Annotated in this window: 20 protein-coding genes and 1 pseudogene; 11 read left to right on the forward strand and 10 right to left on the reverse strand. The window is 67.6% G+C overall.

Annotation, left to right across the window (positions count from 1 at the left end):
* Positions 1-6: 6 nt before the first annotated feature.
* Positions 7-903 carry a LysR family transcriptional regulator gene (locus ACV22V_RS01015; RefSeq protein ID WP_059533805.1) on the reverse strand — a complete coding sequence of 299 codons (897 nt, stop codon included), beginning with the start codon at positions 901-903 and terminating at the stop codon, positions 7-9.
* A 122-nt stretch (positions 904-1,025) separates the two neighbouring features.
* On the opposite strand from ACV22V_RS01015, the gene tam reads away from it, so the two are divergent.
* Positions 1,026-1,811 (forward strand): trans-aconitate 2-methyltransferase, encoded by a 786-nt coding sequence (gene tam, locus ACV22V_RS01020; protein ID WP_448012729.1) that lies wholly within the window; start codon positions 1,026-1,028, stop codon positions 1,809-1,811.
* 19 nt (positions 1,812-1,830) lie between these two features.
* Here tam and ACV22V_RS01025 read toward each other — a convergent pair whose 3' ends face one another.
* Entirely contained in the window at positions 1,831-2,421 is a 591-nt protein-coding gene (locus ACV22V_RS01025; RefSeq protein ID WP_448012730.1) for a GNAT family N-acetyltransferase, read from the reverse strand.
* 295 nt (positions 2,422-2,716) lie between these two features.
* Here ACV22V_RS01025 and ACV22V_RS01030 point away from each other — a divergent pair, with 295 nt between their 5' ends.
* Complete coding sequence (locus ACV22V_RS01030; protein WP_448012731.1) at positions 2,717-2,893, forward strand: hypothetical protein; 177 nt, start codon at positions 2,717-2,719, stop codon at positions 2,891-2,893.
* A gap of 22 nt (positions 2,894-2,915) precedes the next feature.
* Here ACV22V_RS01030 and ACV22V_RS01035 read toward each other — a convergent pair whose 3' ends face one another.
* From ACV22V_RS01035 to ACV22V_RS01045, 3 genes and pseudogenes are all read right to left on the reverse strand, one after another.
* Positions 2,916-5,366, reverse strand: coding sequence for a phosphocholine-specific phospholipase C (locus ACV22V_RS01035; RefSeq protein ID WP_059692509.1), 2,451 nt, complete (start codon positions 5,364-5,366; stop codon positions 2,916-2,918).
* Between the two features lie 104 nt (positions 5,367-5,470).
* Positions 5,471-5,608 (reverse strand): hypothetical protein, encoded by a 138-nt coding sequence (locus tag ACV22V_RS01040; protein ID WP_448012732.1) that lies wholly within the window; start codon positions 5,606-5,608, stop codon positions 5,471-5,473.
* A 167-nt stretch (positions 5,609-5,775) separates the two neighbouring features.
* Positions 5,776-5,955, reverse strand: a pseudogene (locus ACV22V_RS01045) (haloacid dehalogenase-like hydrolase); the annotation flags it as partial.
* Positions 5,956-6,195: 240 nt separating this feature from the next.
* On the opposite strand from ACV22V_RS01045, the gene ACV22V_RS01050 reads away from it, so the two are divergent.
* On the forward strand, positions 6,196-6,600 hold the full coding sequence (locus ACV22V_RS01050) for a nuclear transport factor 2 family protein (protein ID WP_321850438.1): 405 nt from the start codon (positions 6,196-6,198) through the stop codon (positions 6,598-6,600).
* A gap of 72 nt (positions 6,601-6,672) precedes the next feature.
* On the opposite strand, the gene ACV22V_RS01055 is transcribed toward ACV22V_RS01050, so the two are convergent.
* The 3 genes from ACV22V_RS01055 to ACV22V_RS01065 all read right to left on the reverse strand — a co-directional run bounded on the left by ACV22V_RS01055 (position 6,673) and on the right by ACV22V_RS01065 (position 10,162).
* Positions 6,673-8,154 carry an aldehyde dehydrogenase family protein gene (locus tag ACV22V_RS01055; RefSeq protein ID WP_448012733.1) on the reverse strand — a complete coding sequence of 494 codons (1,482 nt, stop codon included), beginning with the start codon at positions 8,152-8,154 and terminating at the stop codon, positions 6,673-6,675.
* Between the two features lie 22 nt (positions 8,155-8,176).
* Positions 8,177-9,127 (reverse strand): agmatinase, encoded by a 951-nt coding sequence (speB, locus tag ACV22V_RS01060; RefSeq protein ID WP_448012734.1) that lies wholly within the window; start codon positions 9,125-9,127, stop codon positions 8,177-8,179.
* Between the two features lie 165 nt (positions 9,128-9,292).
* Complete coding sequence (locus ACV22V_RS01065; RefSeq protein ID WP_448012735.1) at positions 9,293-10,162, reverse strand: helix-turn-helix transcriptional regulator; 870 nt, start codon at positions 10,160-10,162, stop codon at positions 9,293-9,295.
* Between the two features lie 197 nt (positions 10,163-10,359).
* Here ACV22V_RS01065 and ACV22V_RS01070 point away from each other — a divergent pair, with 197 nt between their 5' ends.
* From ACV22V_RS01070 to ACV22V_RS01080, 3 genes are all read left to right on the forward strand, one after another.
* The gene (locus ACV22V_RS01070) at positions 10,360-10,704 is read left to right on the forward strand and encodes a cupin domain-containing protein (RefSeq protein ID WP_059692502.1); all 345 of its coding nucleotides are present in this window, start codon (positions 10,360-10,362) and stop codon (positions 10,702-10,704) included.
* A 234-nt stretch (positions 10,705-10,938) separates the two neighbouring features.
* Positions 10,939-12,399, forward strand: a complete 1,461-nt coding sequence (locus ACV22V_RS01075; RefSeq protein ID WP_448012736.1) for an NAD(P)/FAD-dependent oxidoreductase — start codon at positions 10,939-10,941, stop codon at positions 12,397-12,399.
* 137 nt (positions 12,400-12,536) lie between these two features.
* Complete coding sequence (locus ACV22V_RS01080; RefSeq protein WP_059692501.1) at positions 12,537-13,457, forward strand: LysR family transcriptional regulator; 921 nt, start codon at positions 12,537-12,539, stop codon at positions 13,455-13,457.
* Between the two features lie 159 nt (positions 13,458-13,616).
* Here ACV22V_RS01080 and ACV22V_RS01085 read toward each other — a convergent pair whose 3' ends face one another.
* Together ACV22V_RS01085 and ACV22V_RS01090 are read right to left on the reverse strand one after the other, a co-directional pair.
* On the reverse strand, positions 13,617-13,985 hold the full coding sequence (locus ACV22V_RS01085; RefSeq protein WP_448012737.1) for a hypothetical protein: 369 nt from the start codon (positions 13,983-13,985) through the stop codon (positions 13,617-13,619).
* Between the two features lie 21 nt (positions 13,986-14,006).
* Positions 14,007-14,195, reverse strand: a complete 189-nt coding sequence (locus tag ACV22V_RS01090) for a hypothetical protein (RefSeq protein ID WP_448012738.1) — start codon at positions 14,193-14,195, stop codon at positions 14,007-14,009.
* A 257-nt stretch (positions 14,196-14,452) separates the two neighbouring features.
* Here ACV22V_RS01090 and ACV22V_RS01095 point away from each other — a divergent pair, with 257 nt between their 5' ends.
* The 5 genes from ACV22V_RS01095 to ACV22V_RS01115 all read left to right on the forward strand — a co-directional run bounded on the left by ACV22V_RS01095 (position 14,453) and on the right by ACV22V_RS01115 (position 21,317).
* Positions 14,453-14,833 (forward strand): hypothetical protein, encoded by a 381-nt coding sequence (locus tag ACV22V_RS01095; protein ID WP_448012739.1) that lies wholly within the window; start codon positions 14,453-14,455, stop codon positions 14,831-14,833.
* 91 nt (positions 14,834-14,924) lie between these two features.
* Entirely contained in the window at positions 14,925-16,217 is a 1,293-nt protein-coding gene (locus ACV22V_RS01100; RefSeq protein WP_448012740.1) for a TolC family protein, read from the forward strand.
* An 11-nt stretch (positions 16,218-16,228) separates the two neighbouring features.
* The gene (locus tag ACV22V_RS01105; protein WP_448012741.1) at positions 16,229-17,749 is read left to right on the forward strand and encodes an efflux RND transporter periplasmic adaptor subunit; all 1,521 of its coding nucleotides are present in this window, start codon (positions 16,229-16,231) and stop codon (positions 17,747-17,749) included.
* Positions 17,746-20,952 carry an efflux RND transporter permease subunit gene (locus tag ACV22V_RS01110; RefSeq protein WP_448012742.1) on the forward strand — a complete coding sequence of 1,069 codons (3,207 nt, stop codon included), beginning with the start codon at positions 17,746-17,748 and terminating at the stop codon, positions 20,950-20,952. Before ACV22V_RS01105 ends, ACV22V_RS01110 begins: the two co-directional genes overlap by 4 nt.
* Complete coding sequence (locus ACV22V_RS01115; protein WP_448012743.1) at positions 20,949-21,317, forward strand: copper-binding protein; 369 nt, start codon at positions 20,949-20,951, stop codon at positions 21,315-21,317. Before ACV22V_RS01110 ends, ACV22V_RS01115 begins: the two co-directional genes overlap by 4 nt.
* The last annotated feature ends 32 nt before the right edge of the window (positions 21,318-21,349 follow it).

Here is a 21,349-nt window from a genome sequence, read left to right on the forward strand (position 1 = left end):
CCGACGTCACCGCCCCGGCGTCGCGCGCTCGACGATCATGTCGTACAGCGCCTGCGCCGCGGGCGACAACTGCGCGGCCCGGCGCTTGACCAGCACGAGCGTGCGCGACACCGACGGCTCGACGAGTTCGATCGTGCGAATCATCGGATAAGCGTTCTTCTGGATCGCGAGCTTCGGCACCACGGCCGCGCCGAGGCCTTCGGCGACGAGGCCGAGCGCGGTCGAACTGCGCTGCACTTCGTAGAACGAATGCAGCGTCACGCCGCTCGTCTTCAGCGCACCTTCGAGCAGCCCGCGATTGCCGCTCACTTCGCCCGCGAAGATCAGCGGATGCGGCTGCAGCGCGGCCCAACGGATCCGCCGACGCTTCGCGAGCGGGTGATCGTCGCGGCAGACGAGCACGTACGGATCATGCATGAGCGGAACGCTGACGAGTTCGGGGTGCTGGTCGCCCGCGATGCTGATCCCGAATTCCGCTTCGCGGCGCAGCACGGCCTGCAATACCGACGCCGACGCGTGATCGAGGATCTTCACGCGATCGTGCGGCCGGTGCCCGGAAAACGCACGCAGAATACGGGGGAGATACTGAACGCCGACCGTCGGCACGCACGCGATCGTCACGTCGCCGCGCTGGCTCAGGCCCGTTTCGCGGATTTCGGTCAGCGCGTCCGACAGCTCGTTCAGCAGCCGGCGCGCCTGCGGCAGGAAACGCCGGCCGATTTCGGTGAGGGTGGTGCGGCGTGTCGTGCGCTCGATCAGCGCGACGCCGAGAAACGATTCGAGCTTGCGCAGCCGCTGCGTGATCGCCGTTTGCGTGACGTGCAGCGTGTCGGCCGCCTGCCTGAAGCTGCCGCCGTCGGCGATCGCGACGAAAGCCTGGACACCGAGCGTATCGATTTTCATCAGAAACATGAATCAATAACGATATTAAATTCATTTTACTGAAGAACCGCGAGATCGCAGAATGCGCTGCATCGACGGCTGTCGGTATCCCGACGCCGTCCACGCCGACCAGGAGGCATGCCGTGACGACATCACTCGATCAATACGCCAACCAGTACGTGCGATTCGAAGACGAACGCACGCGGCCCGTGCGCGATCTGCTGGCCGCCGTGCCGGATACGCCGATCCATACCGCGATCGACATCGGCTGCGGGCCCGGCAATTCGACCGAAGCGCTGATCGCGCGCGCCCCCGACGCGACGGTTCGCGGGATCGATGCGTCGCCGGACATGATCGCGGCCGCGCGCAAGCGCCTGCCCGCGCTGCGTTTCGATCTCGCGGATGTCTCCGCCTGGGACGATCCGGGCGGCTACGATCTGATTCTGTCGAATGCGGTGCTGCAATGGGTGCCCGCGCACGACACGCTGTTTCCGTCGCTCGTCGGCCGGCTCGCGCCGGGTGGCCATCTCGCCGTGCAGATGCCGGACAACCTCGACGAGCCCGCGCACCGGCTGATGCGCGAGGTCGCCGCGGCCGGACCGTGGGCGCACAAGCTGAAGGACGCGGCGCGCACCGAGCGGTTCGACGCGCGGTATTACTACGCGTTGCTGTCGCCGTCGTGTTCGCGGATGGATGTCTGGCGCACGACTTACTATCATCCGTTGCGCGGCGGCGTCGATGCGGTCGTCGAATGGTTCAAGGGCAGCGCGCTGCGGCCGTTCCTCGCGGCGCTGGACGAAAGCGAACGCGACGCATTCGTCGCGCGCTATCGCGACGCGCTCGCCGGTCCGGACGGCTATCCGCTGCTCGACGACGGCACCGTGCTGCTGCCGTTTCCGCGCCTGTTCATCGTCGCGACGCGGAAGTAACGCGAAAGTATGTCGTCGGTCAGGACGCCGGCCGCATCGATTCCGGATCGACCGTCCGGCTCTTCGCGGACTGCCCGTCACGCAGGTCCTTGTACCAGAAGAGGGCGACTTCGCCGTCGTTCGCGCCGTCGGCGTACAGGAAGCGGTCGTGGCCGCCGATGACGAAGCCCGCACGCGCGTACGTGCAGCAGGCCGCGACGTTGTTCGCCTGCGTTTCCAGCCGCATGAAGCCGAACCCGCGGTTGCGCGCCCACGCTTCCGCGGCCGCCAGCAGGAACTGGCCGATCCCTTGGCGCCGGCAACCGCGGTCGACCGCGAGTTCCGCGATCTCGGCCATCCCGTTCCAGCTTTCGGTGATCGCGACGAATCCCGCGAGGCGCCCGCCCGCGCTCGCGCGAAACAGCGCGGTGCCGTTGGACGCCTCGCGCGCCCAGCCGGCCGGGTCGAAGCCGTAGTCCTTGCGCTGCACGGGCAGCGCGCGCAAATCGAGCAGATCCTGGTACGGCGCATTCAGCTCCCACGCGATCTCGAACGAAAAGTCGCATCCGTTCAGTTCGTCGGCGGGCAGATCGACCGCCTGTTCGATGCTGATGTGCTCGGCTCGGTCCATGTGTGTCGGTGTCCTGTCTTCAGCGGGATTGCCAAGTATTTCCCCCGGGGCGAGCGCCGCCTTGCGGCGAGCCGGATCGCGCCCGCTCCTGTTTCGAATTGCTGCGCTCGCACAATGCTTCTCCCCGCGGCGCGATTCAACGCCCGATTATGCGGGATATCGGCAGCGACGCTGCATCGACCTGGAACGGGAATGCAATCACGCCACGCATCGGCGCGGAATGCGATATGTTCAGCGATGCATATCGAAATGGCGATCGACCTAACCGACCCATGTTCGCCGGCACAGGAGCACCATGTTGAATTCGACGCAGCGGGAAGCCATCGGCGAAGCGTTTTCGCTCGACGCGATGCGGCGCGCAAGAATGCACGCGATCAATCGAAATCCGGAGCGCGCATCCGACGCGGCCGTTCGGCGCGTTCCACGAAAACTTGCTGATGAGAGGAGCCGAGCCGGGCGACGCGCGCCGTGAACGCGCGTCGCCGGCCGCATCGTCAGATGCTGATCGCGACCGGGCCTGCCAGCGGCGTGTAGCCGTCGTCGAAGAGGAACCACGCATCGTACTGGCCCGACGCCAGCGCGCTGTTCGCCGTCGTCGAGAACAGCAGCGAGCCCGTGCTCTTCGGCAGATACGCCCACGACTTGTAGCCGCCCTTGGTCGGTTGCGCGCCGCGCGGGTAGATGCCGACCCAGTTCTTCGGGCTGTGACGCCACGGCGGCACGACGTAGTCGAACCGCAGCGTGCCGTACGACGAGCCCTGCGACGACAGCGCGGGCACGAACTTCCCGTTCGTATTGCCGATCGCCGAATCGGTCAGCAGCGCGCCCGCTTGCGCCTGCACGCAGCCGGCCACACGGCGCAGGAAGTTCGGGTCGTTCGCGTCGCGGATGCTCGCGTCGTACCAGCCTGCGTCGCCGTACCACGTCACGGCCTGCGTCGCGCCCGCCGGCACGCTGACCGACTGCGGCGTGTTCATTCCGTACGCGTTGTCGACGAGCTGGAACGTCGTCGCGCTCGCGCCGGCGGTGTTGTCGAGCGTGATCTGCACGTTGCCGTTCTGCACGTCGTAACAGAGGCTGACTTCGGCCGACGAACCGGTATTGCCCGACGCGCCGACGTTGCCGCGGAACGTCTGCAGGAATCCGTTCGGCCCGTAGACCGAATAGTCGTAGCCGCCGGCCGAGTTCAGCGCGAGCGAATCGGACAGGGTCGTGCACGCGTTCGCGCCGGCGCCGATCGTGTATTGCCGCGGGATCGTGCTGGTGCCGTCGACCCACGCCTGCAGATGCACGCCCGCCGTGCCGGTATTGGTCATCGTCAGCGCGAGCGTCCTGCCGGAGCGGTTGACCTTGCCCTGCACGAAAAACTCGTACGGCAGCCGGCACGCCGCATTGCGGCCGGTCGTTTGTGCCGGCACCGCGGTGGTGGTTGCCGGCGGGATGATGACCGTCCAGCCGTTCGGGTCCATGTTGCTGGCCGGGCTCGGGATCGCGGGCACCGTCTGGTCGGGATTGGTGAAGTCGAATGCCGACGTGAGATCGCCGCACACGGTGCGCCGCCACGGCGTGATGTTGGTTTCCTGCAGCCCGAAGCGCGTTTCCAGAAAGCGGATCACCGACGTGTGATCGAACACTTGCGAGTTGACCTTGCCGCCTTTCGACCACGGCGAGATCACGAACATCGGCACACGCGGGCCGAGGCCGATCGGCACGTCGCCGCTGGCCGATCCGTCGGACGCCGCGCCGCTACTGCCGACGAATTCGGCCGCGGTCGAGACCGTCGAACGGCCGGTGCCCGCGGATGCGCTGGATGGCACGGCGGGCGGCACGTGGTCGAACAGGCCGTCGTTCTCGTCGTACATCACGAGCAGCACCGTGCTGGCCCAGACCTTCGGATTCGACGTCAGCACGTTGAGGACGTTGCTCACATACCATTCGCCGCCGCTCGCGGCCCACGACGGATGTTCGCAGTACGCGTAGGGCGCGGCGATCCACGATACCTGCGGCAGCGTGTCGTTCGCGACGTCGGCCTGCAACTGGCTGAACAGGCGCGTGTCGTATTCGGTGCCGCCGCCCGTCGGGTCGATTTGCGTGCCGTTGAGCGCCGGCGCGAGCGGATCGGTCGCGCCGAGGTTCTGGTACTGCCTGAAGTTGAGGATGACGTTGTCGCCGTAGTTGCCGTTCCACCAGAGATCCTTGCTGGAGCCGTTGTACTCGCCGTAACCGTGCGCGGCATCGAGCCCGTTGCCCTTGTCCTGGTAGAACTTCCACGTGACGCCGGCCGCATTCAGCCGTTCCGGCATCGTGGTCCAGCCGGTGCCGGTCATCGTGTTGGTCGTGTACGGCGTGTAGCCGGGCACGTTGCCGCAGCAGCCGGTCCACAGATACAGGCGGTTCGGGTCGGTCGGCCCGAGCATCGAGCAGTGGTAGCCGTCGCACACGGTGAAGGCGCTCGCCAGCGCGTAATAGAACGGGATGTCGTTCTGCGTGAAGTAGTACATCGTGCCGCTGGTCTTCGCGCCGGCCCAGTTGTCGTAACGGCCGTTGTTCCATGCGCTGTGCGTGCCGTTCCAGCTGTGGTCGAGGTCGCCGTAATAGGTGTCGCCGTTCGCGCTGCCGGCCGGCGGCGACGGGTTGAACGGGAACACGTACGACAGCAGCCACGGCTGGCGCCAGACCGGATACCCGCTCGAGATCACGACCGGGCGCGGATCGCCGAAGCCGCGCGCGCTGCGCAGCGTGCCGAGGTAGTGGTCGAACGACCGGTTTTCCTGCATCAGGATCACGACGTGCTTCACGTCCTGGATCGTGCCGGTGACGGTCGCCGCCGGAATCGACTGCGCGCGCAGGATGCTTTCGGGCAGCATGCCGGTGACTGCCGTGGCGCCCGCGAGCTTCAGCGCATCGGCCAGGAACTGACGTCGTGTCGTGGATTTGTTTTGCATGTTCGCTCTCTGTCATGAATGGCCGGACGGACTGGCCGGACGCCCCCGCGCTTCAAACGCCGCGCGTTGCGATCGCAGTCACGCCGGACAAGGGCAGGTGCCCGTCAGTGGCAAGCCGTGGCGCAATGCAGGACCGGCGCGGCGGCCGGGCCCGATGCCGATGCGCGGTTCGCGGCGAGGTTGCCGGCCGTGCCGGAATCGCCATCGCCGCAACCGGCCAGCGTGCAAAGGAGCGCGATCATGAAAGCGCCGCGCCAGTGCGGAAAATGACTTTCCTTACCGGCGGGCGGAGCGGAGTGGTCGCGACTCGATTCGAGTCGGATTCCTGAGTGATTGACGTGCGTCGTTCCTGTTCCTGCTTTCATTGCCCCTCCAGAAAAGAAATGAACAGCGGAGAATATCGTCCGAATCAGAACAACTTCATGACAGGCCATCCGCGCGTGCCGGCGACGTGCGACAGCCCGGTGAATCTTCCGCCCGGCGTGCCGTCGTCGGTATCGAGCTCGATGCCGAGTAGATGCTCGATTCCAAACTCGGCGGCGATCGGCCGCGTCACGAACACGTTGGTCGCGGTGACGATGCAGCAGAGATATCGAGCAACCGTGGCCATTGCCGGCCGTCATGGCGACGGGCTGGTGGTCGGCAGGATTCAGGCGCACGTCATCGTGGCGTCGGGTCAGCGCCACCGCCGATTGCTCATACGGAATTCACGCCGCGCGACTGCTGGAGAATACGCATAAGTGCCGCCTCGCGGTTCGACTATGCTGAATTGTCCGCGGCCCGAATTCCGCGCCGCGACGCGGCGAACCGGCGAAGGCGGGAGGGTGCGATGAGCGAACAAGACAACGTGCAACTCGTGCAGCAGGCATACGCGGCGTTCGGCAGGGCCGATATCGACGGCATTCTGCAGACGCTTTCCGACAATATCGACTGGTTCATCCCGGGGCCGGCCGACGTCGTTCCGTTCGTCGGCAGAAGACATGGGCCGCAGGCGGTCGCGGCGTTCTTCGCGGCGCTTGCGTCGACGCAGACCGCGGAACGGTTCGAGCCGCTCGAGTTCATCGCCAGCGGCAACCGGGTCGTCGTGCTCGGCACGCAACGCTGGCATGTTCATGCCACGGGCCGCACGTACGAAGACGACTGGGTGCATCTGCTCACGATCGAAAACGGGAAGATCGCGACGTTCGTCGAGTATCACGACACCGAGGCCGAAGCGGCGGCACATCGACCGTGACGACGCCGCGATCGTGCGCGGACATCGCCACCTTCGGAAGCGTGCATCGCATGCTTCGGCCGGCCGCCGTGGTCAATCGATCGCGCGCATCGCGTGGCGCAGTTCCTGGTAGCTGCGCAGGCCCGTCACGCCGAGTTCGCGGCCGATCCCGCTGAGCCCGAAGCCACCCCAGCACACGTGCGGGTAGATGAGTTGCGGCGCGTTGATCCACACGAGCCCGGCGCGCACGCGCGCCTGGAACTGCTTCGCGATTTCCGCGTCGCGCGTCACGACGGTCGCGACGAGCCCGTAGCGCGTGTCGTTCGCGAGCGCGATCGCCTCGTCGTCGGTGCGGAACGACTTGACGCACGCGACCGGGCCGAACACTTCGTCGGTCCACAGCAGGTTGTCGACGGCCGGTTCGGCGACCACGACCGGCGCCATGAAGAAGCCATTGTCGCCACCCTCGGCGACGCGCCCGCTGAACGCGACGCGCGCGCCGGCCGCGATGCCTTGCTCGAGCATCGCCTCGACGCGCGTGCGCTGCGCGGCCGAGATCAGCGGCCCCATCGCGACGTGTCCGGCGGAAGGCGGCGCGACGACGAGCGCGCGCACGGCCGTCTCGAACGCGGCCATGAAGCTGCGGTACACGCTGTCGTGCACGAGGATGCGCGCGGTGGCCGAGCACATCTGGCCCGCGTTCGTGAACGCACCGGCCACCGCCAGCGACACCGCGACGTCGAGATCGGCGTCGTCGCGCACGATCAGCGACGACTTGCCGCCGAGTTCGAGCGTCACGCGCTTCATGTCCTCGGCCGCGGCCTGCATGACCTTGCGGCCGGCGGCCGTGCTGCCGGTAAACGAGATCTTGTCGACCAGCGGATGCGCGGTCAGCGCCGCGCCGACTTCCGCACCGCCGTTCACGACGTTGACGACGCCGTCCGGCACGCCGGCTTCGGCGATCAGGTCGAGCAGCGCGTGCTCGGTCGGCGACGTCAGTTCGGACGGCTTCATCACGACCGTGCAGCCGGCCGCCAGCGCGGGCGCGAGCTTCCACGCGGTCGTGACCATCGGGAAATTCCACGGCACGATCAGCGCGGCCACGCCGACCGCATCGTGAAAGCGCTCGGCGGCGACGGCGTCGCTCGGCAGCGCGATTGGCTCGGCCGCGAACAGCGCCGGGTTCTCGGACAGCTGCGCGTAGTACGCGAACGTCGCGGCGACGTCGCCGACGTCGGCGTCCGCTTCGAACGGCGGCTTGCCGCTCACCTGCATCTGCAGCGCCGCAAGGCGTTCGCGGTCGGCTTCGACGCGCGCGGCGATCGTCGCGAGCAGGCGGCCGCGCTCGGCGGGCGGCGTGTCGCGCCAGCCGGCGAACGCGGCGTGCGCGGCGCGGACCGCGGCGTCGACGTGCGCGGCCGTCGCGAATTCCTGCCAGCCGATCGTCTCGCCGGTCGACGCATTGAAGATCGGCGCGCCGGCTTCATCGGAATGCGTGCGCACGGGCTGGCCGGCGATGCGCGCGGCGGGCAGCACGATCGCCGTGGCGGAAGGGGAAAGCTGAGCGGTGGACATCAACGTTTTCCTGTCGATCGGGTTAGCGGTAGGCGACGCCCGGCATCACGCAGAGCATCTCGTACGCGAGGTTCGCGCCGACGAGCGCGGTGGTGCCGGTCGGATCGTACGGCGGCGACACTTCGACGAGATCCGCGCCGACGATGTTCAGCCCCTTCATTCCGCGAATGATCTCGAGACCCTGCTGCACCGTCAGCCCGCCGATTTCCGGCGTGCCGGTGCCGGGCGCGAACGACGGATCGAGACCGTCGATGTCGAAGCTCAGATAGACCGGCGTGTCGCCGATGCGTTCGCGCACCTGCGCCATCAGCGGCGCGAGCGACTTGTTCCAGCATGCCTCCGCCTGCACGACCGTGAAGCCCTGCTGGCGGCACCAGTCGAAATCGTCCGCGTGGTAGCCGGTGCCGCGCAGGCCGATCTGCGTGACCTTGTCGCAATGCAGCAGGCCGTCCTCCACCGCGCGGCGGAACGGCGTGCCGTGCGCGATCTTCTCGCCGAACATCGTGTCGTTCACGTCCGCGTGCGCGTCGACGTGCACCACGGCGACCTTGCCGTACTTCCTGTGCAGCGCGCGCAGGATCGGCCATGCGATCGTGTGATCGCCGCCGAGCGTGATCGGCCGGCAGCCGTTCGCGACGATCTCGTCATACGCTTGCTCGATGCGGCGCACCGAATCCTTCAGGTCGTACGGGTTGGTCGCGACGTCGCCGATGTCGGCGACCTGCAGCGAATCGAACGGGGCCGCGCGCGTGGCCATGTTGTACGGACGCAGCAGCACGGATTCGGTGCGGATCTGGCGCGGGCCGAAGCGCGAACCCGAGCGGTTCGACGTGCCGAGATCGAGCGGCACGCCGACGAAGCACACGTCGAGGCCGTCGGTCGTGTCGGCCTGCGGCAGGCGCATCATCGTGGCGATGCCGCCAAAGCGCGGCATCTCGTTGCCGCCCATCGGTTGATTCAGTTCGCGGTGCATGGGGCCGTCTCCTCTTTCTGATGAAAAACGATCGGCCGATGGTAGAGGAGAACGCGCACGCGAAGATTTTGAAGTCGCAACGTTTACATCGATGCGGCTCGATGCGAGTGGCATGGCCGCATCGACGCGGCGTGACCGTCGGCGGGCGGTCGGCGTCGGACCGGATCAGCGCGCGATCGCGGGCGGCGGCGCGTCGTCGCCGTGGTGCGGCGCGGCCGAACCCCACGCTGCAAGCTCGCGCTTCGTGCGCACACCGAGCTTCGCGAACGCACGCTTCACGTACGACTCGGCCGACGCGACCCGCACGCCGAGGATGTCGGCGGTTTCCGGCACGGTCTTGCCGGAGATCAGATGCTTGCAGGTTTCGTATTCGCGCTTCGACAGCTTCACGCCGTCGGCCGCGATCCGCGCATCGAACTGCGCGAGCGGATGCACTTCGGGCATCGGATGCGCGACGCGTCGCGCGGCGGTGGTCGACGCGTGCAGCTCGAGCAGCGGGAACAGCATGTCGCTGATGCTGCGAAAGCGGTTCATCTCGGCGAGCGTGAACGGCGGGCGATCGCGGCCGCGTTCCAGCGCGATCGAATGCTGCGCGTAGCGGGTGCCGCGCGCGAGCACGCATTCGTGGCCGATATGCACGTCGTCGAACAGCCGCTGGCGGAATTCGCCGGGCGGAATCGCCGCGATATCGCGCACGACCAGCATCGTGCCCGTCTTGCCGCGCAGCCCCGCGAACAGCGGGTCGCTGTCGAGAAAGCGCTCGTAGTAGAGCGTCATCACGTCGGAGATTTCGGCGGTCGCGGTGCCGATGCCGCTGCTGCCGATCCATTCGCAGCGGTAGCCGGTGGGCATCGTGCCGTCCACGCGCGAGCGTTCGACGTGCGCGACGTCGAGCGGCACCACGTCGTTCAGCAATTGCGTGAGACGCGGCACGAAGTGCGGCGTGCCGACCGTCTCGATCAGCTCGCCCAGCGCCTTGAACGACACGTTGAAGCGGTCGGTGTCGCGGTGGAAGGGGTTCACGTTGAGCAGCATGCGGTTCCCCGGTGAAAAGCGGCGGCGATTTTAGCGTTGGAAGCCGAAAACGTCATTAGGGGGAAATACGGTACGGAGTCCTGCGACCCCGCGCGCCGCGGAAAACGCGGCTTGTCCCCCCCGAAGGGGGGCATACCGGGGCAGTGTAAATGAGTAACTTCGTCTCTGCTTTTTCAATCAAGAGACGAAAGATTCAGATGACCAAACTGATCAAGGACATCCTGCCGCTCGGCGCAGGCATTGGCGAATTCACGAAGCTCGATTTCGGGATGGACGAAAGCGACTGGCGCGCGGCCGAAGGCAAGAGCGGCGGCTACCTCATCGGCTGGTGGGAAGGCAAGGTCGGCTCGGTGGCGTTCCCGGAAACGGCGGCGGACGAGGCGGTGTGGCTCGTCGAGGGCCGCATCGCGCTGACCGACGTGGAAGGCAACCGCAAGGAATTCACGCCGGGCCAGGGTTACCTGCTGCCGGCCGGTTTCGCGGGCCGCTGGGAGACGATCGAGGACGCGAAGAAGTTCTACGTGCTGCTCGAGAAGTCGTGATGCGAGCGACCGCCGCCGAGGTGTCGTCGCCGGATCGACGCGCGCCCGGCGGCGGTTGCGTTTTCGATCGACCGCAAGCGAAGCCCGTCGCGCGCTTGGCGACGGCACGCATCGCGACTTGCGGTGCATGCGCCGCGAATCGCCATCGGCGGAACAACCGATGACATCGGCGAATTCGGCACGCCGCGCACGCTCGGCACGCGCGGGCCGCGATCACGTGGGATGGCTGGAATCATGGAAATGGAAGTCAACGAAGCAACGCAGGCCGCACCGGCGCACGCGCACGACGCGCGTCGCGCGCCGGTTGCACTGAGCGCCGCCGAGGCGCTCGCGAATACGAAGCTGTTCCCGTACTGGCTCGACAACCCGGCCGCACCGGCCGCCGAGCCGGAACTCGTCGGCGACGCGACGGCCGACCTGCTGATCGTCGGCGGCGGCTTCACGGGGCTGTGGGCGGCTGTGCAGGCGAAGGAGCAGATGCCGCACCTGAACGTGGTGCTGATCGAGGCCGGCAAGGTCGCGCACGGCGCATCGGGCCGCGCGGGCGGGATCATCTCGACATCGGTGATGCACGGGTTGCCGAACGCGGTGCGCGTGTTCCCGAACGACATCGCGCAACTCGAGGCATTCGGCCATCACAACCTCGACGGCTTCGAGGAAACGCTGAAGCGCTACGGCATCGACGCCGACATCGAGTGGAACGGCGAGATGACGGTGGCGGTCGACCCCGAGCACATCGCGCACCTGAAGGGCGACTACGACCTGCATCGCGAATACGGCCACGACGTCGTGCTGCTCGATCGCGACGAAACGCTCGGGCAACTGAATTCGCCGCTGTTTGCCGGCGCGTTGTGGTCGCGCAATCGCAGCGGCATCGTGCATCCGGCGAAGCTCGCGTGGGGGCTCAAGCGCGCGGCGCTGTCGCTCGGCGTGAAGCTGTACGAACACACGCCGCTCACGACGGTCGCCGACGAAGGCGACACGGTCTACGTGAAGACGCCGAGGGGCAGCGTGCGCGCGCCACGCGTCGTGTTCGGCAGCGGCACGGCGAAGGTCGGCATTCCCGACATCAATCGCCGCGTGATGCAGGTGCGCGATCACGTGCTCGCGACCGAGCCGCTCACCGACGAACAGCTCGCGCGGATCGGCTGGAAGAATCGCCAGGGCGTGTACGACACGCGCACGCAGCTGAACTATTTCCGGCTGACGAAGGACAACAACATCATCTTCGGCGGGCTGGTCAGCTATCACTTCGACGGCGATCCCGAGCCGCACCAGGACGGCGAGCGGCAAACTTACTACCGGCTCGCGGAGGCGTTCCATCGCACGTTCCCGCAACTCGCCGACGTGCGCTTCTCGCACGCATGGGGCGGACCGATCGACTACTGCTCGCGCGGCTCGGTGTTCGCGAAGCGCTATCTCGGCGACAAGGCGGTGTTCGTCGCCGGCTACACGGGTTTCGGCGTCGCGGCGAGCCGGTTCGGCGCGTTCATGGGGCTGAACATCCTGTTCGATCGAGACAGCCCGGAACGCAAGCTCGACATCGCGAACCAGAGCCCGAGCTACATCCCGCCCGAGCCGATGCGCTGGGTCGCCGCGAAGATCACGTTCCATGCGTTCGACGGCGCGGATGCCGAAGGCGGCTGGAAGCGCGCGTGGATCAACGGGATCAAGGCGATGGGTTTCCCGATGTAAGCGGCGCGCGGTGTCCGCGAGCGACGCGTATGGCGCGTGCCGTTGCCGATGGCGGCGCGCGTCCGGCAAGGTTCATCGGCGAAGACGGCCGGTGTCGCGCCGGCCCGACAACGCGCTCAGGCGCAGCGGCTCGAAGCATGTTTTCGAATACCACCGATCTCGATCTCCGGCTCATCCGGGTCTTTCTCGCCGTCGTCGACGCACGCGGCATCACGGCCGCAGAGGCCTCGCTCGGCGTGCGGCAGTCGACGATCAGCACGCAGTTGTCCGCGCTGGAAGCGCGCGTCGGTTTCAAGCTGTGCGATCGCGGCCGTGGCGGGTTTCGGCTGACGTCGAAGGGCGAACGTTTCGCGGCCACGGCACGCACGCTCGTCGCGGCGACGTCCGAGTTCGTCGCGCGCGTGCGCGACATCGACCGCAAGCTGGTCGGCACGCTGTCGATCGGCCTGATCGGGCAGGCGCCGCTCGTCGAGAACGCGCGCCTGGCCGATGCCATCGGCGCGTTCCGCAAGCGCGACCAGGCCGTCACGTTCTCGATGAAGGTGGCGTCGCCGCAGGAACTCGAGGAAAGCCTCGTCAACAACCAGCTCGATCTCGCGATCGGGTATTTCTGGCATCGCGTGCCGGGGCTCGACTACACGCCGTTGTTTACCGAGGAGCAGGTGATCTACTGCGGGCGCGGCCATCCGCTGTTTCATGCATCACGGCCGGTGTCGGCCGACGACCTGCAGGCGCACGACTGGGTATGGCGCACCTATCCGGTGCCGGAGGAGCAGTATCCGCTGCCGGAGCGGCGCGTGACCGCGAGCGCGGACAGCATCGAGGCCGCGACGATCCTGATCCTGTCGGGCGGCCATCTCGGCTATCTGCCCGCGCATTATGCGGAGCCGTTCGAGCAGCGCGGGCTCGTGAAGGCCATCGGCCGCACGACCTTCAGTTTCGACGTGCCGCTGCATCTCGCGATGAAGCGCAGCGCGAGCGACAAGCCGATCGTCGACGCGTTCTGCGAGGATTTGCTGCGCGCGTTCAACATCAAATCGATCGCGCTGGCCGCGTAGCGCGGGGCCTGCTCAGGCGTCGATGCGTTCGACGCGCGCCGTGACGGTGTCGTCGACGTTGAACGCGAGCAGCGGCGGCGAAGCAGCTGGAATCGCGAAGCGCGTGTCATGAGCGAAGCGCGAACGCGTGAGATGCGGACGAGTGCCGGGCAGGCCGGGTCACGTGCTTGCGCTGTCGTCGCGATACCCGCTCTTGCCGTCGAAGATTTCCTTGAGCGCGGCACGCAGCACGACCGGATCGTGCTCGCCGGGCGCGAGATGAATCACGTAATGCGTGTTGCCGTCGAGCCGCGCGGCGGTGCGCTCGTCGAGTTCGACTTCGATCGTGTCGCCCGTGAGGCGCACCGTCAGATCCTTCACGTGCGCGGTGAGCTGGTCGAGCACCATCACCTCGATCGACGTTTCCTCCGGAAAGCGCAGCAGCGAGAAGCAATAATTCTGCTTCGCGTCGTGGCAATAGATGTTCGCGCAGCTTTCGTCGTCGTCGATGTCGGACGTCGCCGCGCCGACGGTGGCATGTAGTTCCATGATGTTTTTCTCGATGTGGGGTTATCGGGGCAGCGCGGTTTCCGCTTCGACCTCGCAATGCGCGTCGCGCGCCTTCAGCCACAGCCCGAACTCGCGCATGACCTCGACGACGGGCCGCAGCCGGTCGCTGAAGCGCTTCGGCCCGTCGAGCAAGTACGACACGAGCAGCAGCCGCCAGCGGCCGCCAAGCAGGCGCATCGCTGCTTCCACGGAACATCCTGTCGCACTCGTTTTCATCGTGCTGAACCCCGGTCGGTAACTTTTTTGTGACTACGGCACAAACGACTGCCTTCTTCTCGGCGCTGCGCCGATGCGAGATATTAGCGCCCGCGTCGCGGCGAATCGATAGGCAGGTGCTGGCCGCGGACGGCCCGGCACGCTAGTGCGTCGCCGGCAACCGCGCGGAGGAAGCGACGCCGCATACGTCGGCGCGCCACACGGCAGATCGCGGCGCTATAATCGCGGGCATGAAACTGCTTCGAACCTTCATCCTGCTGCTGCTCTGCGCGGTGCTGCCCATCAGCGGGCTGGCAGCGAGCGGCCTGACCGGTGAATGTCCGATGCAATACACGATGTCGATGGACGCGAACGCGGCCATGACCATGCCCGCCGACATGAGCGACTGCGATTCGATGAAGGTGTCGCCCACCGACACCACGAAGGCCAAAGCGAAAGGCATGGCCTGCAAGGTGACCGCCCAGTGCCAGTTCGGCAGTCTCTATCACCCGGCCGCCCGCGCCGACGTCAGCCGTCCCGCTGCACTCGCCAGCACGATCGTCTTCCACTACACGCGGTCCGTCCCGATCCGCGACCCGAACGGGTTGTGGCGTCCACCCCGCATCAGCTGATCCCGATTTGACCGGTTCACCGCCGAGGCGGTGAGGTTCGTCCTGTGCTCAGGACGTGGAATCCATTCGGATTCCGATCTGGGGTTACACCATGTCATTCGATTTCTGCACGCCGCGCATGCGGCGTGCGTATCGGCGCGCGCCCGTATTGTGGGCCGCGCTGCTGGCGGCGGGTGCCGTCCAGGCGCAGCAGCCGCCCGTCACGCTGGACGCCGCGCTGCAGTCCGCGACCGATCATTCCGCGTCGATGCAGGCCGCGCAGGCGTCGGTACACGCGCGGCTCGAAGCGGCCGCCCGGGCCGGCCAGTTGCCGGACCCGATGCTCAAGGCCGGCATCGACAACCTGCCGGTCAACGGCGGGCAGCGCTTCACCGTCGGCCAGGACTTCATGACGATGCGCCGCATCGGCATCGAGCAGGAATGGGTGTCCGCCGACAAGCGGCGACTGCGCTCGGCGCTGGCCGACGAGCAGGTCGGCCGCGAACGCGCGGACTATCTCGCGCAGCTTGCGACGGTGCGCCAGCGGACCGCGGCGGCCTGGCTCGATGCCGTCTACGCGAAGCAGGCGCTCGCGCTTCGACAGGCGCTGCTCGATCACATGCGGCATGAACTCGATGCGACGCAGGCATCGTATCGCGGCGCGAAGGCGAGTGCGGGCGAGGTCGTCCAGGCTCGCGCGATGCTGGCGCAGACGCAGGATCAGGTGCTCGACGCGCGGCAGGCGTATCGCACCGCGCTCATCGCGCTCGGCCGCTGGACGGCCGTGCCCGTCGCGGACGTGACGGGCACGCCACCCGCGCCCGAATCCTTCGTGTCGTCGCTGCCGCCGGACGAACTGCGCGTGTCGCAACCGGCGCTCGTCGCCGCGGCGGACGACATCGCGGTCGCCGAGGCCGAAACCGCGGTGGCGAACAGCGAGCGCAGCCCGAACTGGACGTGGGAGATTGCGTACCAGCAGCGCGGCGGCGCGTATTCGAACATGGTGTCCGTCGGCGTCACGATCCCGTTGCCGCTCAACCGCAAGAACCGGCAGAACCGCGACGTCGCCGAAAAGGCCGCGCTCGCGACGAAGGCGCGCCTGATGTACGAGGACACGCTACGCCAGGTGCAGGCCGATATCCGCACGCAATCCGAAACGCTGGCCAGCGGCCGCGAACGCATCGCGAATCTGCGCGAAGCGCTGTTGCCCGCCGCCGAGCAGCGCGTGCAGCTCGCCACGGCCGCCTACCGTGCCGGCACCGGTTCGCTCGCCGATACGTTCGCTGCCCGGCGCGCGCAACTGGACGCGCGGTTGCAGGTGCTCGATCTCGATCGCGACGTGTCGCGAATCTGGGCGCAGCTCGAATATCAGGTCGTGCCGTCGGCGATGGTCGCCGCGCAGTGAAGGAGAACCTCATGACGAAGCAATCACTGGCGCGCGTGGCGACGCTGGCCGTTGCCGGCGCGGCGCTGCTCGGCGCGGGGTATGTCGCGGGCATGCGCCATGCAGCGGGCGGCGCGGGAACGACGGCGGCCATGCCCGATCCGCAGGCGGGACGCAAGGTGCTGTACTGGCACGACCCGATGGTGCCGAACCAGCATTTCGACAAGCCGGGGAAATCGCCGTTCATGGACATGCAGCTGCAGCCCGTCTATACGGATGAAGCCGGTGGCGCACCGGGCATCCGGATCGATCCGGGCCTGCAGCAGAACCTCGGCATCCGCTATGCAGTCGTGCGCCGCCAGCAGACGGCGGACGGCTTCGATGCGGTGGGCACGACGCAATTCGACGAATCGCGCGCGGACGTCGTGCAGTCGCGCGTCACCGGCTACATCGACCGGCTTTACGCACGGACACCGATGCAGCGCATCGAGAAGGGCGCGCCGATCGCATCGCTGTTCGTGCCGGAATGGCTTGCGCCGCAGGAGGAATATCTCGCGCTCAAGCGGGGCGGGATGGACGGCACGCTGCTCGATGCGTCCCGCGCACGGATGCGTGCGCTGTCGATACCCGACGCGATGATCGCCGCGCTCGATCGCACCGGCCGCGCGCAGACGCACGTCGTGCTGAGCGCGCCGGAAACCGGCGTCGTCAGCGAACTGAACGTGCGGGACGGCGCGATGGTCGCGCCGGGGCAGACGCTCGCGAAGATCGCCGGGCTGGCGACGCTCTGGCTCGTCGTCGAGGTGCCGGAAGCGCTCGCGCTGAACGTGCAGCCGGGAATGTCGGTCGACGCAACCTTCGCGGGCGACCCGGCACGGCACTTCACCGGCCGCATCCGCGAAGTGCTGCCAGGTATCAGCACGGGCAGCCGCACGCTGCAGGCACGCGTGGCGATCGACAACGCGGCGCTCGAGCTGACGCCCGGCATGCTGATGCGCGTGCGCGTCGCGGCGCGCAAGTCGGTGTCGCGCCTGCTGGTGCCGTCCGAATCGGTGATCGCGACCGGCACGCGCTCGATCGTCATCGTGAAGAGCGGCGACGGCCGTCTGCAGCCGGTGTCGGTGACGGTGGGCAACGACATCGGCGGCGACACGGAAGTGCTCGACGGATTGCACGAAGGCGAAACGGTGGTGGCATCAGGGCAGTTCCTGATCGATTCGGAAGCGAGCCTGAAAAGCGTGTTGCCGCGGCTGGCGCGCGCGGCCGGCGCCAGCGCGTCCGCCGCGTCCGCCGCGTCCGCCGCGTCCGCCGCCGCGACCCCTCCGGTGTACGAAACGATCGGCAAGGTCGAGAAGGTCACCGACGACGACATCACGTTCTCGCATCAGCCGGTGCCGGCGCTCGGCTGGGGCGCGATGACGATGGCGTTCGGCAAGCCGTCGGCGCACGCATTCGCGGACGTGAAGGCCGGCCAGACCGTGCGTTTCGCGTTCGAGCAGACCGATGACGGTTATCGACTGACGAAGGTCGAGCCGCAGGGAGGCGCACGATGATCGCGCACGTGATTCGCTGGTCCGTCCGCAACCGCTTCCTGGTGCTGCTCGCCACCGTGCTGATCGCGGCATGGGGCGTTCATTCGCTGCGACAGACGCCGCTCGACGCGCTGCCCGACCTGTCGGACACGCAGGTGATCGTGAAGGCGTCGTATCCGGGCAAGGCGCCGCAGGTCGTCGAGGATCAGGTCACCTATCCGCTGACGACGACGCTGCTCGGCGTGCCGGGCGCGAAAACCGTTCGCGCGTACTCGTCGTTCGGCGACGCGTTCGTCTATGTGCTGTTCGACGACCATACCGACCCGTACTGGGCGCGTTCGCGCGTGCTCGAATACCTGAGCCAGGTGCAGAGCCGCCTGCCCGCCGGCGCGACCGTGTCGCTCGGGCCGGATGCGACCGGTGTCGGCTGGGTGTACGAGTACGCGCTGGTCGACCGCACCGGCCGTCACGACCTCGGGCAACTGCGCGCGCTCAACGACTGGTTCCTGAAGTTCGAGCTGAAAGCCGTGCCGGACGTATCGGAAGTGGCGAGCATCGGCGGCATGGTGCGCCAGTACCAGGTCGTGCTCGACCCGGACAGGCTGCGCGCGTACGGGATCACGCAGGCGGCGGTCGCGGACGCGCTCGGCAAGGCGAACCAGGCATCGGGCGGATCGGTCGTCGAGCTGGCCGAGTCGGAGTACATGGTGCGTTCGTCCGGCTACCTGCGCACGCTCGACGACTTCCGGCACGTGGTGCTGCGCACCGACGACGCGGGCACGCCGGTGCTGCTCGGCGACGTCGCGCGCATCCAGGTCGGCCCGGCGATGCGGCGCGGGATCGCGGAGCTGAACGGGCAGGGCGAGGTGGCGGGCGGCGTCGTCGTGATGCGGTCGGGCAAGAACGCGCTGACGACGATCGATGCGGTGAAGGCGAAGCTTGCCGATCTGAAGCGTTCGCTGCCGCCCGGCGTCGACGTCGTCACGACCTACGACCGCTCGCAACTGATCGAGCGCGCGGTGGACAACCTCAGGGACAAGCTGATCGAGGAGTTCGTGATCGTCGGGATCGTCTGCGCGGTGTTCCTGTTCCACCTGCGCAGCGCGTTCGTCGCGATCCTGTCGCTGCCGCTCGGCGTGCTCGCCGCGTTCATCGTGATGCGTCATCAGGGCGTGAACGCGAACCTGATGTCGCTGGGCGGCATCGCGATCGCGATCGGCGCGATGATCGATGCGGCGATCGTGATGATCGAGAACGCGCACAAGCATCTCGAGGCTTACGACCATGCGCATCCCGGCGAGCCGATCACGGCCGCGCGCCGCTGGGAGCTTGTCGCGACATCGGCCGCGGAGGTCGGGCCGGCGCTGTTCTTCTCGCTGCTGATCATCACGCTGTCGTTCATTCCGGTGTTTTCGCTCGAAGGGCAGGAAGGCAAGCTGTTCGCGCCGCTCGCGTTCACGAAGACCTACACGATCGCCGCCGCGGCCGGGTTGTCGGTGACGCTGGTGCCCGTGCTGATGGGGTATCTCGTGCGCGGCCGCATTCCGCCCGAGCACGCGAATCCGATCAACCGCGTGCTCGTCAGCGTGTACCGGCCGCTGCTCGAAGCGACGCTGCGGCGCCCGTGGTTCGCGATCGGCGTCGCGATCGTCGCGCTGTTGCTGACCGTCGTGCCGTTGTCGCGGCTCGGCGGCGAGTTCATGCCGCCGCTCGACGAAGGCGACCTGCTGTACATGCCGACCGCGCTGCCGGGCATCTCGGCCGACAAGGCGGGTGAACTGCTGCAGCAGACCGACCGGTTGATCAAGACCGTGCCCGAGGTCGACACGGTGTTCGGCAAGTCGGGGCGCGCGGATACGGCGACGGATCCCGCACCGCTCGAGATGTTCGAAACCACGATCCGCTTCAAGCCGCGCAGCGCATGGCGGCCGGGGATGACGCCGGAGAAGCTCGTCGACGAACTCGACCGGACGGTGAAGGTGCCGGGCCTGTCGAACGTGTGGGTGCCGCCGATCCGCAACCGGCTCGACATGTTGTCCACCGGCATCAAGACGCCGGTCGGCGTGAAGATTTCCGGGCCGGACCTGACGGGAATCGACGCGATCGCGACGCAGGTCGAGGCGGCAGTGAAGCGCGTGCCGGGCGTCACGTCCGCGCTCGCGGAACGGCTGAACGGCGGCCGCTACATCGACGTCGACGTCGACCGGCTCGCCGCCGCGCGCTACGGGCTGTCGGTGGCCGACGTCCAGGCGGTCGTGTCGTCGGCGGTGGGCGGCGAGGATGTCGGCGAAGTGATCGCGGGGCGAGAGCGCTTCCCGATCAACATCCGCTATCCGCGCGAGATCCGCGATTCGCTCGAGAACCTGCGGCAACTGCCGGTCGTCACCGCGCGCGGCGCGCAGATCCGCCTCGGCGACGTCGCGCGCGTCGCGATCGCCGACGGGCCGCCGATGATCCGCAGCGAGAACGCGCGGCTGTCCGGCTACGTGTACGTCGACCTGCGCGGCACCGACCTGCGCACGGCGGTTCGCGCGATGCAGCAGGCGGTCGCGCAACGGGTCGCGTTGCCACCCGGCTATTCGATCGCGTGGTCGGGGCAGTTCGAGTATCTCGAACGCGCGGCGGCGACGCTGCGCACCGTGGTGCCGCTGACGCTCGTCGTGATCTTCGTGCTGCTGTTCGTCACGTTCCGCTCGGCGGCCGATGCGCTGCTGCTGATGTCGACGGTGCCGTTCGCGCTGGTCGGCGGCTTCTGGCTCGTCTGGGCGTTGGGGCATGCGGTGTCGGTCGCGACATCGGTGGGCTTCATCGCGCTGGCGGGCGTGGCCGCCGAGTTCGGCGTCGTGATGCTGCTGTACCTGAAGGGCGCGCTGCAGCGCCGCCTGGATGCCGGCGCGCCGCTGACCGATGCGGTGCTGCTCGACGCGATTCGCGAAGGCGCGGTGCTGCGCGTGCGGCCGAAAGCGATGACGGTCGCCGTCGTGCTGGCCGGCCTCGTGCCGATCATGGTCGGACACGGCGCCGGCTCCGAAGTGATGCAGCGTATCGCTGCGCCGATGGTCGGCGGCATGGTCACCGCGCCTTTGCTGTCGATGTTCGTCATTCCCGCCGCATGGCTTCTGCTTCAGCGCCGTCGCGCGCGAGGCGCGAGCCGTCAGCGGCAGTCCGATGCAGTTCCTCACGGCATGAACGTGCCATCCACCCCAACCGGAGAATCTCGATGAAGATGAATCAATTGATCGCCACCGCCGCCGCGGTTTTCGCCGCCGGCGCGTTCGCCGTACCCGCGTTGGCCGCGGGCGACATGTCGGGCATGGACATGTCCGGCATGAAGATGTCGTCGGGTGCCGCGGCCGAATCGAATGCCGTGCTGACCGATGCCGAGGTGAAGAAGATCGACCTCGCGAGCGGCAAGATCACGCTGAAGCACGGCGCGCTCGAGAACGTCGGGATGCCGCCGATGACGATGGCGTTCAAGGCGAAGGATGCGGCCATGCTCGCCGAGGTTCACGCGGGCGACAAGGTGAAGGTCCGCGTCGAGAACGTCAACGGCACGCTGACGATCGTCAAGCTCGTGAAGGTGTCGTAAGCGCGGGAAGGCGGGCGGCATGGCCGCCCGCG

Source organism: Burkholderia sp. AW33-5 (assembly GCF_053427615.1).